Origin of the sequence: Mucilaginibacter sp. RCC_168, from assembly GCF_041355315.1 — a bacterium.
GTDB lineage: Bacteria > Bacteroidota > Bacteroidia > Sphingobacteriales > Sphingobacteriaceae > Mucilaginibacter.
Genome location: NZ_JBFUPN010000005.1, coordinates 225439 through 241285 on the forward strand (window position 1 = coordinate 225439; position 15847 = coordinate 241285).

10 protein-coding genes are annotated in these 15847 nt (G+C 45.2%); 6 read left to right on the forward strand and 4 right to left on the reverse strand.

Annotated elements, in window-relative coordinates; genetic code table 11:
• The first annotated feature begins 9 nt into the window (after window positions 1–9).
• The 4 genes from AB6735_RS06280 to AB6735_RS06295 all read left to right on the forward strand — a co-directional run bounded on the left by AB6735_RS06280 (window position 10) and on the right by AB6735_RS06295 (window position 3810).
• The gene (locus tag AB6735_RS06280) at window positions 10–714 is read left to right on the forward strand and encodes a DUF3823 domain-containing protein (protein WP_370995006.1); all 705 of its coding nucleotides are present in this window, start codon (window positions 10–12) and stop codon (window positions 712–714) included.
• A 21-nt stretch (window positions 715–735) separates the two neighbouring features.
• Complete coding sequence (locus tag AB6735_RS06285; RefSeq protein WP_370995007.1) at window positions 736–1377, forward strand: hypothetical protein; 642 nt, start codon at window positions 736–738, stop codon at window positions 1375–1377.
• Between the two features lie 89 nt (window positions 1378–1466).
• Window positions 1467–2462, forward strand: a complete 996-nt coding sequence (locus AB6735_RS06290) for a family 43 glycosylhydrolase (protein WP_370995008.1) — start codon at window positions 1467–1469, stop codon at window positions 2460–2462.
• 46 nt (window positions 2463–2508) lie between these two features.
• Window positions 2509–3810 (forward strand): glycoside hydrolase family 71/99-like protein, encoded by a 1302-nt coding sequence (locus AB6735_RS06295; protein ID WP_370995009.1) that lies wholly within the window; start codon window positions 2509–2511, stop codon window positions 3808–3810.
• 395 nt (window positions 3811–4205) lie between these two features.
• On the opposite strand, the gene AB6735_RS06300 is transcribed toward AB6735_RS06295, so the two are convergent.
• From AB6735_RS06300 to AB6735_RS06315, 4 genes are all read right to left on the reverse strand, one after another.
• Complete coding sequence (locus AB6735_RS06300; RefSeq protein WP_370995010.1) at window positions 4206–6470, reverse strand: glycoside hydrolase family 3 N-terminal domain-containing protein; 2265 nt, start codon at window positions 6468–6470, stop codon at window positions 4206–4208.
• 145 nt (window positions 6471–6615) lie between these two features.
• A complete protein-coding gene (locus tag AB6735_RS06305; RefSeq protein ID WP_370995011.1) occupies window positions 6616–7896 on the reverse strand; it encodes a glycoside hydrolase family 71/99-like protein in 1281 nt (426 codons plus the stop codon).
• A gap of 681 nt (window positions 7897–8577) precedes the next feature.
• Entirely contained in the window at window positions 8578–9765 is a 1188-nt protein-coding gene (kbl, locus tag AB6735_RS06310; protein ID WP_370995012.1) for a glycine C-acetyltransferase, read from the reverse strand.
• Window positions 9766–10229: 464 nt separating this feature from the next.
• On the reverse strand, window positions 10230–11465 hold the full coding sequence (locus AB6735_RS06315) for a glycoside hydrolase family 76 protein (RefSeq protein ID WP_370995013.1): 1236 nt from the start codon (window positions 11463–11465) through the stop codon (window positions 10230–10232).
• 701 nt (window positions 11466–12166) lie between these two features.
• Here AB6735_RS06315 and AB6735_RS06320 point away from each other — a divergent pair.
• Complete coding sequence (locus AB6735_RS06320) at window positions 12167–14647, forward strand: DUF5686 and carboxypeptidase regulatory-like domain-containing protein (RefSeq protein WP_370995014.1); 2481 nt, start codon at window positions 12167–12169, stop codon at window positions 14645–14647.
• Between the two features lie 156 nt (window positions 14648–14803).
• Window positions 14804–15766, forward strand: a complete 963-nt coding sequence (locus tag AB6735_RS06325) for a rhodanese-related sulfurtransferase (RefSeq protein ID WP_370995015.1) — start codon at window positions 14804–14806, stop codon at window positions 15764–15766.
• Window positions 15767–15847: the final 81 nt, after the last annotated feature.

Consider the following 15847-nt stretch of genomic DNA (forward strand, 5'->3'; position numbering starts at 1 on the left):
AATTTAAATATGAAAAAGCTAATCAGCAATTTTTTAGTGGTCGCGGCTATTCTTACCATCTCTGCCTGTACAAAAACAGATAACTATGATGGGCCTAACGCCTCATTTCAGGGCAATATACTTTCATCCGCAGGCGGTAACCTACAAACATCGGGCGGCAGTACCCAGATCAAACTGCAGCAGATCGGCTGGACAACCCCGCAAACCATCCCCAGTAAATTTGATGGTACGTTTGAAGACACCAAGCTGTTTAAAAGCGCCTATAAAGTGGTACCCACCAATGGCGCTTTCTGGCCGGTAACCGATACTATAGTGGTAAATATTGATAAAGGCACCAAGCATGATTTTACGGTTACCCCTTATATCGTTATCAAAAACTTGACTACCAGCTTAAGTGGTACAACCTTAACCATCAAGTATGATATTACCGCGCCTATTGCTGCGGGTATGCCAACTATTAAGGATACGCAGCCTTACGTTAACACCACCAAGCTGGTGGGTGCAGGGGCTTCTATCAGGGACTTTTCAGATGTAAACGCAGTAACCATCAACAAAAACTTTACTGATCTGAGCGATGCCGAAAAATCGATAACCTTAACCGTACCCAATATGTTGCCTGGTCGTACATTTTTTGTACGGGTAGGGGTTCGCCTGAGCGACAGCTTCAACAGCTCCAATTTTTCGGAAATAGTGCAGATAGATGTTCCTAAATAATTTAACCTAAACAAACAGGAAATGAAATTCATAAAAACAACGATGGTATGCTCCATCCTTATCATAGGCCTAATTGCCGGTTGTAAAAAAGAAAAATATACCTCGCGGGATACGTCAGGTCTTAAACCGCCTCCCGTTGACACAACAACAGTACCTCCTCCAGACCCATCATTAGTGGTATTTGACAATACCGATAAAGCTGATGGATGGCAAACTGTAGGCAGCGTTAACATTACAACAACGGGCCAAAAAGAGGGTGCAGGCTATATCAAAAATTCCATTGCCAATGGTTCAGACTTCATGCAGTTCATCAAGGATACATCGACACCGGTTGATACCAAACTGACCGAGGCTAATGGCCAGTTCAGATTTTGGTTCTTTATATCAGATCCTACTATTATCAAAGATGGCTCTATTGAGATTACCAGTTCAGGCAAATCTGACGATCATGAGTCGGCCTGGGATGTAGCACCATTAGCTGCTACCTTAAAAAGCGGCTGGAACGATGTAGTGCTCGACTTTAATAAATCTATTAAAACAGGCGATGGTGGGGCCGATTATTCTGCCATCAACCACTTCCGTATCTTCTTTTCTACCACCAGTAAAGATCACCCGGAATTGGTTACTGGTATAGATTACTTGCGGTTCCAGGCAAAAAAATAAACTTAAAACAACCTATACCTTAATTTTTAAACTAAGTAAGACAGGAAGAAAAAATCTTCCTGTCTTCTAAAAAAAGAACCTGTATAACCATGATTATAAAGAATATAATAAATAACTCAACGCGAAAAAGCAGACTCCGATCATTGGTGTGGGCCATTGGTTTAGGTGTGTTATCCGTAACACCGGTTTTAGCCCAAAACAAAGCCGATACCGCTTTAGGTAACCCCTTCATCAGATCAATGTATACGGCTGATCCATCTGCCCATGTCTGGAAAGATGGCCGTTTGTATGTTTATGCTTCGCATGATATTTCGCCATCACGTGGCTGCGATCTGATGGATCAGTACCATGTTTTTTCGACCGACGATATGGTACACTGGAAAGACCATGGCGAAATATTGCGTGCCAGCCAGATATCCTGGGGCAGACCCGAAGGTGGATTTATGTGGGCTCCGGATTGTGCTTATAAAAACGGAACTTATTACTTCTATTTCCCCCATCCCAGCGATTCTAAATGGAACGACAGCTGGAAAATTGGTGTAGCCACCAGCAAAAGTCCGGCAAGCGGCTTTACCGTGCAAGGTTATATCAAGGGTTTAAAATCTATGATAGATCCCTGCGTTTTTGTTGACGATGACGGCCAGGCGTACTTTTACTACGGCGGCGGCGGCAAATGCGAAGGGGGTAAGCTAAAAAGCAACATGATGGAGATAGAAGGCGAAATGAAACCGATGGAAGGGCTGGAAGATTTTCATGAAGCCAGCTGGGTACATAAACGCAACGGTATTTATTATCTGTCCTACTCAGACAACCACGACGTAGCTGGTAAGCACAACCAAATGCGTTATGCCACCAGTAACAGTCCGCTCGGCCCATGGAAATCACAGGGCATTTATATGGACCCGACCGATAGTTATACCAATCATGGTTCCATTGTTCAATACAAAGGCCAGTGGTATTCGTTTTACCATACCAGCGCTATCTCGCACCAGGACTGGGAAAGATCTGTTTGTGTAGATAAGCTTTATTATAACGCCGTTGGTACTATAAAAAAAGTGATCCCGACCGAAGGCATAAAAAAGTAACCTGTTAATCCAACCCTATCATTCTACCCCAATTAAACCCCAAATGATGAGAAAGCATAAATCCGGCACTTTAAGTTTAATAGTCTTATTGGCCGCAATCAGCACTTGCTCCATGAGCAGCTGCTCTAAAAAAACAACCGATAACAGCACTCCGCCACCTCCGGTAGTGATTCCTCCGCCAACTACCCCTGTTGACGTTACTCCCTCGCCTGTTGGTGATGTGGTGGGTAAAGTTGTGGTGGGTTACCAGGGCTGGTTTGCCGCGATAGGTGATGGATCGCCCATCAACATGTTCTGGCATTGGTCGAACGATTGGGCCAAACCACCTTCACCAACCAATAAGGCCATATATGCCTGGCCCGATGTGCATGATTACACAACCACGTTTAAAACCGACTTTGCTAATTTAAACAATGGCAGCGAAGCGCGTGTATTTTCGTCCTATACCGATCAAACTGTGGATGTACAGTTTAAATGGATGAAAGATTACGGCATCGACGGAGCAGCCTTGCAACGTTTTAACCCCAGCGGTTTAGAAGGCCCTGTACGTGATGCCATGGCGGCCAAAGTAAAAACCGCTGCCGAAAAAAATGACGTTAAATTTTACATTATGTACGATGTAAGCGGCTGGACAAATATGGCTACAGAAATGGAGACCGATTGGACCAATAAAATGTCGGTCTATACATCCTCGCCAGCTTATGCCAAACAAAATGGCAAGCCCGTGGTGTGTATCTGGGGCTTTGGCTTTAATGATGATAATCATAATTTCTCAGCTGCATCCTGCCTGGCTGTGATTAACTGGTTTAAGAGCAAAGGCTGCTATGTTATTGGCGGTGTACCAACGCATTGGCGTAAAGAGGAAAGCGACTCCCGCCCTGGCTTCCTGGCTACTTACAAGGCATTTGATATGTTGTCTCCCTGGATGGTGGGCCGTATCAGCAATGTTATTGAATCAGACAATTTTTACAATACCATTAATGTACCTGACGAGGCTTATTGCAAGACTAACGGCATTGATTACCAGCCTTGTGTTTTACCCGGCGATTTAAGCGCGCAACAACGGGCCCACGGCGATTTCATGTGGCGACAGTTTTACAATATGAAAAGGGCCGGCGCACAGGGTATTTACATTTCCATGTTTGATGAATATAATGAAAGTAACCAAATTGCCAAGACTGCCGAAAGCCAGGCTTTTGTACCCGCAGGATCAGGTTTTAAATCATTGGATGAAGATGGCACGCCCTGCTCTTCCGATTATTACCTGAGACTAACCGGTGACGGCGCTAAAATGTTCAAAGGACAGATAGCTTTGACCACGGTAAGGCCGACTGTACCTAAGCCTTAAGCTCATATTAACCTTTCAATAAGAGCCCCTGCTGTTAATACAGCTGGGCTTTGTTGTATATAAAGGGAGACACAAATATGTGTCTCTACAAAAGCAACCATGTAGAGACGCATATTTGCGTCTCCCAACATCCAAACAAAATATGCCCGGCTCTCACCCCGGGCATACCCGTCACCATAATACTGGTAACATCAACTAAATCCCGGATATATTTACTTACTCCAGAATACTTTTCAACTCATCTGCACATCTGAAATTTGCACATCCGCACATCTAACAACTTACTCCAGAATATTTTTCAAATCATCTGCATATCTGAAATCCGCATATCTAACAACTTACTCCAGAATATTTTTCAACCGATCTACACATCTGAAATCTGCACATCAATAAGCCTATTTTACCCAAAAGCTGTCCCGCAGCCTGATATCTTCGGACGATGAGCCTATCATAATCTTAAACTCGCCGGGCTCCACAATATGTTTCATCTGGCGGTTCCAAACTTTTAATTCTTCTGTACTTAATTTAAACTGAACCTTGCCGCTTTCGCCCGGTTTCAGGCTGATGCGACTGAAGCCTTTTAATGATTTTACTGGCGTGGTAACGCTTGAAATTACATCCCGGATATACAATTGCACCACTTCTGTACCCGCTACCTTCCCGGTATTCTTTACAGTGACATTGATATTCACCGAACCATTAACCGGTATACTTTTCTGGCTAACATTTAAGTCTGAATACGCGAATGTGGTATAGCTCAAACCATGCCCAAAGGAGAACAAGGCCAAAGTATCCTGATCTACATATACGTGCCTTGAGGTAGGTTTATGGTTATAATAATAAGGTATCTGCCCGGTCGACCGCGGGAAGGTCATTGGTAATTTACCTGATGGATTGATTTTTCCAAGCAGTACATCGGCAATGGCCGATCCCCCGGCTTCGCCCAGGAACCATGACTCTACAATGGCCGGTATTTTTTTAGCCACAAAGTTGATGCACAACGGTCGCCCATTAAAAAGCACCACAGCAATAGGTTTACCGGTTTTTTGAAGGGCCTCTATCAAGCGGGTTTGCCTGGCGTTAAGATCAAGATTTGATCTATCTTTTCCTTCGCCAACTTCACCAATATCTTCGCCCAATACAACCACGGCTACATTGGAGTTGTTCACCAGGTCGACAGCCTTTTGTAATTCTTCACTTTGCTTTACTGCTGAGGTATCCTTGGTAGAATAACCAGCTTCATACTCAATTTTCATATCACTGCCGGCTTTCTGCTTCAGGGCTTCCAGTATAGCTACGCCTTTACCATCGTTATTGGCGTAACCGCCCAGGTAAGTACTGGCCGCCAGCGGACCAATTACCGCCACGGAATGTATATTAGAATTAAGCGGTAGCAAGGCATTATCGTTTTTCAACAGGCTGATACCTTCCTGAGCAGCTTTGAGGGCCACAGCCTGGCTCGCTTCGGTATGAAACACTTTTTTAATCAGGCTTTCACCAACATAAGGATGATCAAACAAACCCAGCATAAATTTAACCCGAAGCACATCGCCAACGGCCCGGTCAAGCTCGCTCATGCTCAGTTGTTTGGTAGCCAATGCTTTTTTGATGGCGCTCATCAGTTCCGCATGCGGAAAATCATAAAACTGCATATCCAGCCCGGCAGTAAGCGTTTGCGCCATTGCATCAGCGGTATTGGCTGCTACTTTGTGATTAACCATCGACATTTTGATAGCCCCCAGATCAGACAGCACAAAGCCCTTAAATCCCCACTCCTTACGCAGCACCTCTTTCAATAACCATTTATTATCCACACAGGGAATGCCATCAAGCTCGCTATAAGCAGCCATCATTCCCAGGGCGCCGCCCTCTTTAACAGCTTTTTCAAACACATATAAAAATGACGAGCGCACCTCCCGTTCACCCATATTTACCGGTGCTGTATTGCTGCCCGCCTCGGGTATGCCATGCACGGCAAAATGCTTGGGTTCCGCCAGTACAGCATCGGGATCACTTACTTTGTTGCCCTGTAAGCCCTTTACCATGGCAACACCGTTGGCTGCTGCCAGATAAGGATCTTCTCCGTAAGTTTCTTCCACACGGCCCCAGCGCGGGTCGCGCGGCAGGCAAAGCACAGGCCCTAATACCATGGCAACTCCATGCGCACGCATTTCGGTAGCAATGATATGCCCTGCCTGGTGCACCAGGGTAGTATCCCAGGCCCCGGCCAATGCCAAAGGAATAGGAAAAGTAGTACTCCCAAAGCCCGAGTAACCATGCAGGCCCTCTTCAATAAATAACACCGGGATTCCCAGCCGGGTATGCTCAACAGCATAGCGTTGTATCTGATTGCTGATATCGCTGGTTAAAGGATAAAGATCATGTACAGAACCAATGCCTTCAGTGCCTATACTGATGCGGGCACTGTCTGAGTACGAAACCGATTCATGGCCTTTCATATTAGCCACTTCATGACCGCTGTACATATCCAGCTGCCTTATTTTTTCGGCAACTGTCATGCGGCTTAGCAGATCGACTACCCGCTTTTCAACAGGTAAAGCGGCATTTTGATAGGGATATTTAACAAGTGGTTTAGGCGCCTTAAAAGAGCAAAACGCCGTTATTAAAATAGCCAGCGCACCGGCATACTTTTTCTTCATAAAATGTACGGTTATCAGGTTTAAATATTTTGTATATCGACAATCCGAGTGAATTGCCAACCAGGAGCTAAGCTATGCGCCGCAAATAATAACGTATTAATAAAACATTAACAGCAGGTCATAAGGATGAATACCTTCAGTTTTTTTATCGTTTTTTGCTGTTAGGCGGTGGTATACTATCCTGGAACGGTATCTGCTTCCGCAGCATTTTGCCTGCATAGCCGGTTAAATACAGGTAATAATCATTGGGGATATCATCCTCGTACTTCACAAAATTGCTCAAACCTACCGGTGGATTTTTGGATGCTTTAAGTATAGCCGTGCCTTCATCAACTTCATCAAACATGGCTACGTACAGCATTTCGGCGCCGCTGGATATGGCCCCGGTGATTTGTTTCCAGTAAAACTGCCCCCGGTTACGCGGGATCTGGTTTTGCGGACTGCGCGGGTTCATATTATGCCAGCTAAAACCCGGGAAAATCACGGGTACATAATCCAGATGGTTGGTTTTGCACCAGGCTATATCCTCGGCAATACGGTGTTTGAATTGCGGGTACGATGTCTCGTTATACCGGCCCACGAACCAGGGATGTAAAATATCGGCCTTGCGCAGCACATCGTGCAGATGCGGGTCTTTTTCGGTATCATTCCCAAAATCGCGCCAGTAGGTTGGCACACCCAGCAGCACAGAGCAGCCGCCATAAACCGGGTCGTTCTTTAAAAAATCAATGATCTTTTCGGCCTCCGTTAAACCGTAGCGGCGATGATCGTTAAAGCCAATACCCCACACAGCTACCAGCGGTTTACCATTATGGTACAGGTAGGTTTGCTTGTTACCCCGGTTGGTTAATTTCAGACTATCAACCAGGTGCTTCCAGTCTTTGATCACCAGGGAATCACCGCCCGCCTGCATACCCGAAAGATCATACATTACCGATACAGCCCTGTTATATTTTTGAGCATATTTAAGCACATTACCCAGCACTACATCATTATGCACCTTGCCGCGCCCTCTTTGCACATCGCCTATAAAACGCTGTACAAATACCCCATCGATACCGTATTGCTGCATCCATTTAAAATGGGTTTCGGTTGAGGATGCATCGTGCGAGCTATATAGATAGGCATAGCTGCTGTCGGCGTGCTTAAAGGGCGTTTTATAGGTTTTTTTATACTCGCTCACATCGGGCCAGATGTCAATATTGGTGTAGCCGGGCTCAAATTTTCCGTGCGAGGTGTAATGATTCCAACCACGGCCGCCGCCATCATCGGGGGCATTGAACCAGCCCTGGTAGCCGGCCATCACCAGGCCTTTATAACTGGTAAATCCCGAGGTTTTACTATGCCTGCTTTGGCCGTAAACCAGGGTACCGGTGGTCAGCAGCCACGCCAGTAATATGAATTGAGATTTGAAAGAATTAAACATGGGTTTATTATAAAAGGTTATAAAACCCAAATTTGTGATCGGCGCTTAATTAATTCTTAAAAAATCATTAATTGAAAAAATGGTTTAACAAATAAATGATCCGGCGTTTTGATGCACCCCCAGAAAAAACTTTTTAAACCTTAAATTTTAACACTTTTCTGCCTAAAAGTGGGCTAAAAACATCCAAAAATCAGTTCAAAACCATCGATTTTAACACTTTTTAACAAATTTCAATCCGGTTTTGAGCAGTTTTTAAAACTTTAAAAAGTATTAAATAATTAGGAGCCAATTAACTAATTAAAAACAGTCTATTTTTGGAGCTTATTTCTCTTTAAACCAACAGCCCGGTTTCCTGTTTTCGGGAAGCCGGGCTGTTGGTTTTATACAATATAGGAATTTTTCATGAGTAATAAAAATCGCAAGGCGCAGAAACGACTCACCCAATCTGCGCTTCGCTGGCCCCCCCTCTCTTCGCCTGCGGCGGAAAGAGGGGATTTGAAAAGTTTAGCTCCACACGTCATTGCGAGGTACGAAGCAATCCCCAATTAGCAGGGACGCCCTGTATAGCATAGAGATTGCTTCGTACCTCGCAATGACGTCTTTATTAATTTTTTTCTATTTCCACCGCAGGCAGAATGCTATACTTTGCTGCATATCATTCCCCCTTTAGGGGGTTAGGGGCTAAATCACCCCCAGTTCCTTACCCACTTTGGCAAACGCGGAAATGGCCTTGTCCAGGTGGTGGGTATCATGGGCGGCTGATATTTGTACCCTGATGCGGGCTTTGCCCTGTGGTACTACCGGGTAGTAAAAACCAATTACGTATATACCTTCATCCAGCATTTTGGCTGCGAACTCCTGGGCCAGCTTGGCATCATACAGCATTACCGGTACAATGGGATGCACTCCGGGTTTAATGTCAAAACCGGCTTCTGTCATTTTTTGGCGGAAATATTGGGTATTGCTTTCTAGCTTGTCGCGCAGGGCGGTAGTTTCGCTCAGCATATCCAGCACCGCTATGGAAGCGCCGGTAATGGCAGGTGCCAGCGTATTCGAGAACAAGTATGGGCGTGAGCGCTGGCGCAGCATATCAATAATTTCTTTACGGCCTGAAGTAAAACCACCCGACGCACCACCCAGGGCTTTGCCTAAAGTGCCGGTAATAATATCTACCTGGCCCATTACATTGTGGTGCTCATGGGTACCGCGGCCAGTTTTGCCCATAAAACCCGAGCAGTGGCTCTCGTCAATCATCACCAGGGCGTTGTATTGTTCGGCAAGGGCGCAAATTTTATCCAGCTGGGCAATCGTTCCGTCCATACTGAAGGCGCCATCGGTCACGATGATGCGGTGACGCAGATCTTTGGTCGCTTTCAGTTTCTCTTCCAGGTCGGCCATGTCATCATGTTTGTAACGCTGGCGCTGGGCCTTGCACAAACGCACACCGTCGATGATAGAGGCATGGTTCAGCTCGTCGGATATAATGGCATCCTGTTCATTAAACAGGGGTTCAAAAACACCGCCATTAGCATCAAATGCCGCGGCGTATAATATAGTATCTTCGGTACCTAAAAACTCCGATATTTTAGCTTCCAGCTGTTTGTGGATATCCTGTGTACCGCAAATAAAACGTACGGATGATAAGCCATAGCCGTGGGTATCCATCACGTTTTTTGCCGCCTGTACCACTTTAGGATTGCCCGACAGGCCAAGGTAATTATTGGCACAAAAGTTAATTACCTCCTGACCACCCTGAACGGTAATATCAGCACCCTGTGCCGATGTGATCACGCGTTCTTTTTTATATAACCCTGCATTTTCAATGTCGGCAAGCTCCTGCTGTAAAACCGGTTTTAGTGTATTATACATATCTGTACTGTTTTAGAGAGGGCAAAATTAAACATTCCTCCGTGGGGAGGGAACTGAAAGAAGAAATAATATCGAATAACTGAATTTTGGATATCGGACATCGATCTTTTACTTCCATATTTAATGTCATCAAACGCCGATTCGACTCACCCCGACATCGCTTCGCTCGTCACCCCTCTCTCCGCTTCTTCCTACTGGCACAAGTCTTGTGTGATCGGTTATGTGTGTAAAGGCTGACTTGTGACCTTCTACAGAGCACAAGTCATCAACCCACCGGCAACCACACAAGACTTGCACCAAAAAGGGATTTATACACAATTACAAGTTTATGCCGGGTGTATAAACCCCTCCCTGCCACAACACCATCCATCCGCCCCCCTCCCGTGGGGAGGGAACTGGAAAATAAAAAGTCCGGAACTACTAGCCCGGACCTTTTTAGTTTACCAAACGAGCAAGCTTAGTTTTTAATGGTACAGATACGCGTTGTTCATCATAGCAACACCGCAGGTAGTTTGAAACGCATTGAGTACCTGCGTATCTGAAGTGCGGGTGCCCCAGATGTTCCACATGAGTCCGGAGGAGTTACGGATAGACCAGGCTTGTCCTGCATTCAGATCAAGCCATGCACCGTAGGTACCGGCCGTTCCGGTATGCTGTACAAACTGACAGGCCCAGCGGGCAAAAATGCTTTTCATGCCCTGCGTATCTCCATTGCCGTCTTCGTCTTTCAATATGCCACCAGCCGAATTACATAAACTGGCCATGGCATAGTCCATCGCTTTTTTACCTATCCCCAGGTAATCAACCGATGGATATTCAGAACGCAGCAGATCGCAGGCGCCAATGAAAGTTCCCTGTGTGTAGGAAAGTGCACCCTCAGTGATCGTCCCGTTAGGAATAATAGCGCCTTTAACTTCGCCGGTATTGGCATCGTACAGGCGTGCCACCATCCAATCCATAATTTGTTTGGCCTTTGTTTTATAAGAGCTATCGCCGGTGGCCTGATATAGCAACATGGCGCAGATGACCGCCGGTGCATTTACACAGGTATTTTTGGTGTTGTTATTGGTATTCCACCACAATCCACCACCTAACACCGAAGTGTCCCAGGCCCGGTTCCACATCATGTTAAAGTTGTTTTTGGCCATGTCGAGCTGACCGCCATCATTGGTGAGGTGATAAGCCCTTATACACATTAATGATCCCCAAACCACATCATCATTATAGATATTATTTGACCATAGGGTACCGTAGCCATCACGAACACCATTGTACAAATATTGGATCTTATTCAAAAAATCTGTACTTGGGTTTAGGTTGTGAGCATCTATCAGCATCTCGATGGCTTCCTGTTGTGTCCAGAAATCCATGCGCCCGGCATGACTATCATCTTTCCAATAGTAGGCTTTGTAAGAGGGCCCATAAGTACCGTATTGATTATAAAAATGATTATTGTAAACCTGCATGGCTACTAATGCCTCGCTCTTGGTGGGAAAGGGTGCCGCAGTCAGGCCAATATGGGTACTAGCAGGATTTGCTTTATCATTACCCGTACCAGACACCTGTCCTTTTTTACAGCTGGTGAGAACAATACTGGTTGATATGCTTAAAATTACAGCCAGCTGTTTGCTGTGGTGCAGCAATAAGCTCACTTCTTGTAGATAAAGTTTAAAATAACGGTTGTTGATTCTTCTTTTCATAATGTAGTAGATAAATGGTTATTGGTGGTTTAATGCTCGTTCAGATCGGCAAAAAAGAGGGGGCAATGATCTGGCATTCTCAAATAAAGAAGGACAGATTGTTACGACTTAGGGTTGAGTTAATACGTATGAAAGTTGCATTGGGTTACCGATGATCAATTTCATTCAGAATAACCATGTTGGCGCCGATTCGACTCACCCCGACATCGCTACGCTCGTCACCCCTCTCTCCGCTTCGCGCATAGAGGGGATTTTATTTTCATTATTTGGCGCAAGTCTTGTGTAGTGGCCCCTGCGTAAAGGCTGACTTGTGACCGCCGACAGAACACAAGTCAGCAGCCCACTGGCCACAACACAAGACTTGTGCTAAGGGCGGTAAAAACAGGACGTCATACGAGCGTAGCGTGGACAACCGACCGGAGGGAGCTCATTAATGCCTTTTAAGATAATTAACATTATTAATAATCCCCGACTTACAGAGACGCCCTGCATATCGGGGATTGCCACGTCGTTCCTTACAGCAATGACGCCTGGGAAAGAACAGCGCAGACCGGGTGAGCCGGCTATACGTCATGCTATCCCTTTAATTCATTATTCCACATTCGATATTCAGTGTTCGATATTTAATATTCCATTGTTAAATATTTATTAATTGCAGATAAAACATTTTGCAGGGAAAACGTATTGATTAGTTATAAAATATGAAGAACTGCATACTATTGATTTTTATAGTGTTAGGTACTATAAATGCTTCGGCGCAACAATATTTATTATCGGGCCAAATAACCGATCAACAAAACAACCTGATCCCTTTTTCGTCGGTATATATCAAAAACTCCACTTATGGCACTACATCCAATGAGGATGGGGCTTACCAGTTTAAACTGAGTCCGGGTACTTATCATATAACTTACCGGGTAGTTGGCTATAATGAAAAAACCGTTAGTGTAACCATAACCGACCATGATGAGCAACTGAATGTGCAGATGCAGGATGAGGTATTTGCCACCAACCGCGTGGCATCCGTTTATCAAAAAAATCATGATGCGGGTGATACCATCATGAAACAGGTGATCAAAAAACGCAAGTATTATATAGAGGAAGCTACATCATATTCCTGCGCGGTTTATATTAAAGGTGTACAAAAACTGCTGAGCGCGCCCAAATCATTGTTATCACCGGCGGTACGGCAAACCCTCGACCTCGACGCCCAGGGGAGGGGAATCCTTTATCAATCGGAGTCCTTATCTGACCTCAGCTTTCAAAAACCCAATAAAGTAAGGGAGATCACCATCGCCAAAAAAATGTCGGGTATCAACACGGCGTTCAGCTATAATAAAGCGTCGGATCTGCAGGTGAATTTTTACCAGAACGTGTTTGCTATCAATGGCCTCAGCACCCGGGGTTTTGTATCGCCGGTGGCTTCTTTCGCCGGTATTTTTTACCGGTATAAACTGTTGGGCACCTCGGTTGAGAATGGCCGTACTATTGATAAGATACAGGTGATACCACGCCGCGGGCACGGCCAGTACTTTGAAGGCAACATATATATTGTGGAGGGCGACTGGCGCATATACGCCGCCGATTTGTATGTGACTAACAAGAGGAGCAACATTAACCTGATTGATACGCTGCAAATAAAACAACAGTATATTGCTGTTACCGACAGTGTTTGGATGCCGGCCTCGGTACAATTTAACTTTAAAGGCAAGGTATTGGGATTTAGGTTTGGCGGCTATTACAACACCATTTACAATAACTATAAAATTAATCCTACTTTTCCCGATGGCTTTTTTAGCGGCGAAATATTAAAGGTTGATACCGCGGCTAATTCTAAAAAAGAGGATTACTGGGCTTCGGCACGCCCGGTTCCTTTAACCCAACAGGAAGCGCGTGACATACAGAAAAAAGATAGTATAGCCGCTTTTAAAAAAACCGACCAGTATCTTGATACCCTGCAACACCACAAAAACCATATCAATTATCCGGGATACCTGATATTTGGCTATCATGCCAGCAATCGCAGCGAAAAAGATTCGCTGTACATATACCCTTTCATTCAAACGTTTTATTACAACACGGTTGAAGGTTTCGGCATCAACGCCAAAGTAAGGTATACGCATGTTTTGGACAGCCTGAGGGCATACAGCATAACGCCCGATCTGCGGTATGGCTTCTCAAATAAAATACTCAGCGCCAATATGTATGGCGAGTACCGGAACGATCCTTTTCATAATGCCAAATTTTTTGCCGGTTTTGGCAGCGATGTGCTCGATCTGAATAACGTAGGCACGCGGTCACTATATTTCAACACATTGAGTACCCTGCTCAGCGAAAACAACTATGTAAAATATTATCGGTCGCATTACGGCATGTTTGGATATCAGCGGGAAATACTGAATGGTGTTTTGCTGAACGGCAACCTCACTTACTCCAGCCGCAGTCAACTGTATAATACATCCTTCGGCAAGTTTAAGGATGTGAAAGACCGGGAATTTACTTCCAATAATCCTTTAGCTCCACCGGGAACACCGCCCGATGATCATTCGCAATTATTTCCGGATAACCAGGCGCTTGTTTTCACGGCATCGGCCACCATTACTTTTGATCAGCAGTATGAAACCAGGCCCACCGGTAAATTCAATCTACCATCAAAATATCCAACCCTAACCGTCAATTACCGTAAGGGCATTAAAAATGCGTTCGGCTCTGATGTGGATTATGATTTTGCCTCGGCCGATATTTCGCAAAACAATATCCGTCTGGGGCTAACCGGCTTCTCGTCGTTTAAGGTAAGCGCGGGCGGCTTTTTTAATAACAACAAGCTGTATTATATGGATTATAACCACTTTTTGGGTAATCAAGGTTTAACCTTCGATCCAACTTATGTGGGCAGTTTCCACTTTTTACCGTTCTATACCTACAGCACCAACGGCGCTTTCCTGGAGGCACACTTCCAGCATAATTTTGCAGGGTCGATATTCAACAGGATACCCATCCTTCGGAAACTAAAACTGGAAGAATTGATTGGCGCCAATTTTCTTACCACCAAAGGAAATACCAACTACCGCGAGTTTTACATCGGTGTACAACGCCTCATTTTCAGGGTTGACTACGGTATCTCCTACGCCGGGAACCAAAAGTACATACAAGGGTTCAGGATATTTTATGGCATAAGGTAAAGGAGTCCGGGAGTCGGAAAGTCAGCATAAGTCCGAAAGTTTAGTGCAGCATTTTTTTACTTTCCGACTTCCGGACTTATGTGGACTTTCGGACTCAAAACAAAATTCCTATCTTTGCGCCTCATTTAACACCGTTTGCAGCGGTATCAATGGATTATGGCACAATATAATACACTACTGTACTATTGTTATTCAACAATAGCTGATGCGGAGCAATTTGCTGCCGATCATTTAAAATTTTGTAAAAGTTTAGGTTTAACCGGTCGCATTATTGTAGCAACCGAGGGGCTTAACGGTACCGTTTCTGGCACAGCCGAAGCCTGTAAAACTTATATGGATACCGTACACGCCGACCCGCGTTTTGCCGGTATCGATTTTAAGATTGATGAGGTGGATACCCCTTCGTTTGTAAAAATGCACGTACGGTATAAATCAGAGATCGTACACTCGGGCCTGCGCGATCCTAATGTGATTAACCCGCAGCAGCAAACCGGCAAACACCTGGAACCCAAGGATTTTTTGGCGATGAAAGACCGCGACGATGTAGTGGTGCTTGACGTACGTTCCAACTATGAGCATTCCTTAGGAAAATTCAAAAACGCGGTAACGCTTGATATTGAGAATTTCAGGGATTTCCCGGAGATGATCAACCAGCTGGCCCAGTACAAGGATAAAAAGATATTAACCTATTGCACCGGCGGTATTAAATGCGAAAAAGCATCGGCCCTGCTGCTGCATGAGGGTTTTAAGGATGTTTACCAACTGCATGGCGGTATTATCAAATATGGTAAGGAAGCCGGAGGCGAGGATTTTGAAGGCAAATGTTATGTTTTCGACAACCGCCTTTCTGTTGATGTGAACAGCGTAAACCCTGTGGTGATATCCACCTGCCGTAATTGCGGTAAGGTTACGCCCAAAATGATCAACTGCGCCAACCCGGAGTGTAATGAGCATTTTACCCAATGTGACGAATGCGGCACCAAAATGGAAGGCTGCTGCAGCGACGCCTGCCAAAGTCACCCCCGCAAAAGGGAGTATGATGGTACAGGCTATTATGTAAAGGTGCCTCAACCGGTAAACGTGCAGAAAAAAGGAAAGATACAATTGGCTGGCGAATAGACTCACCGGTCTTGCTTCGCTCGACCACCCTCTCTTTCGCAAGCGGCAAGAGGGTAAAAGCCTCATAAAAAAACACGTCAT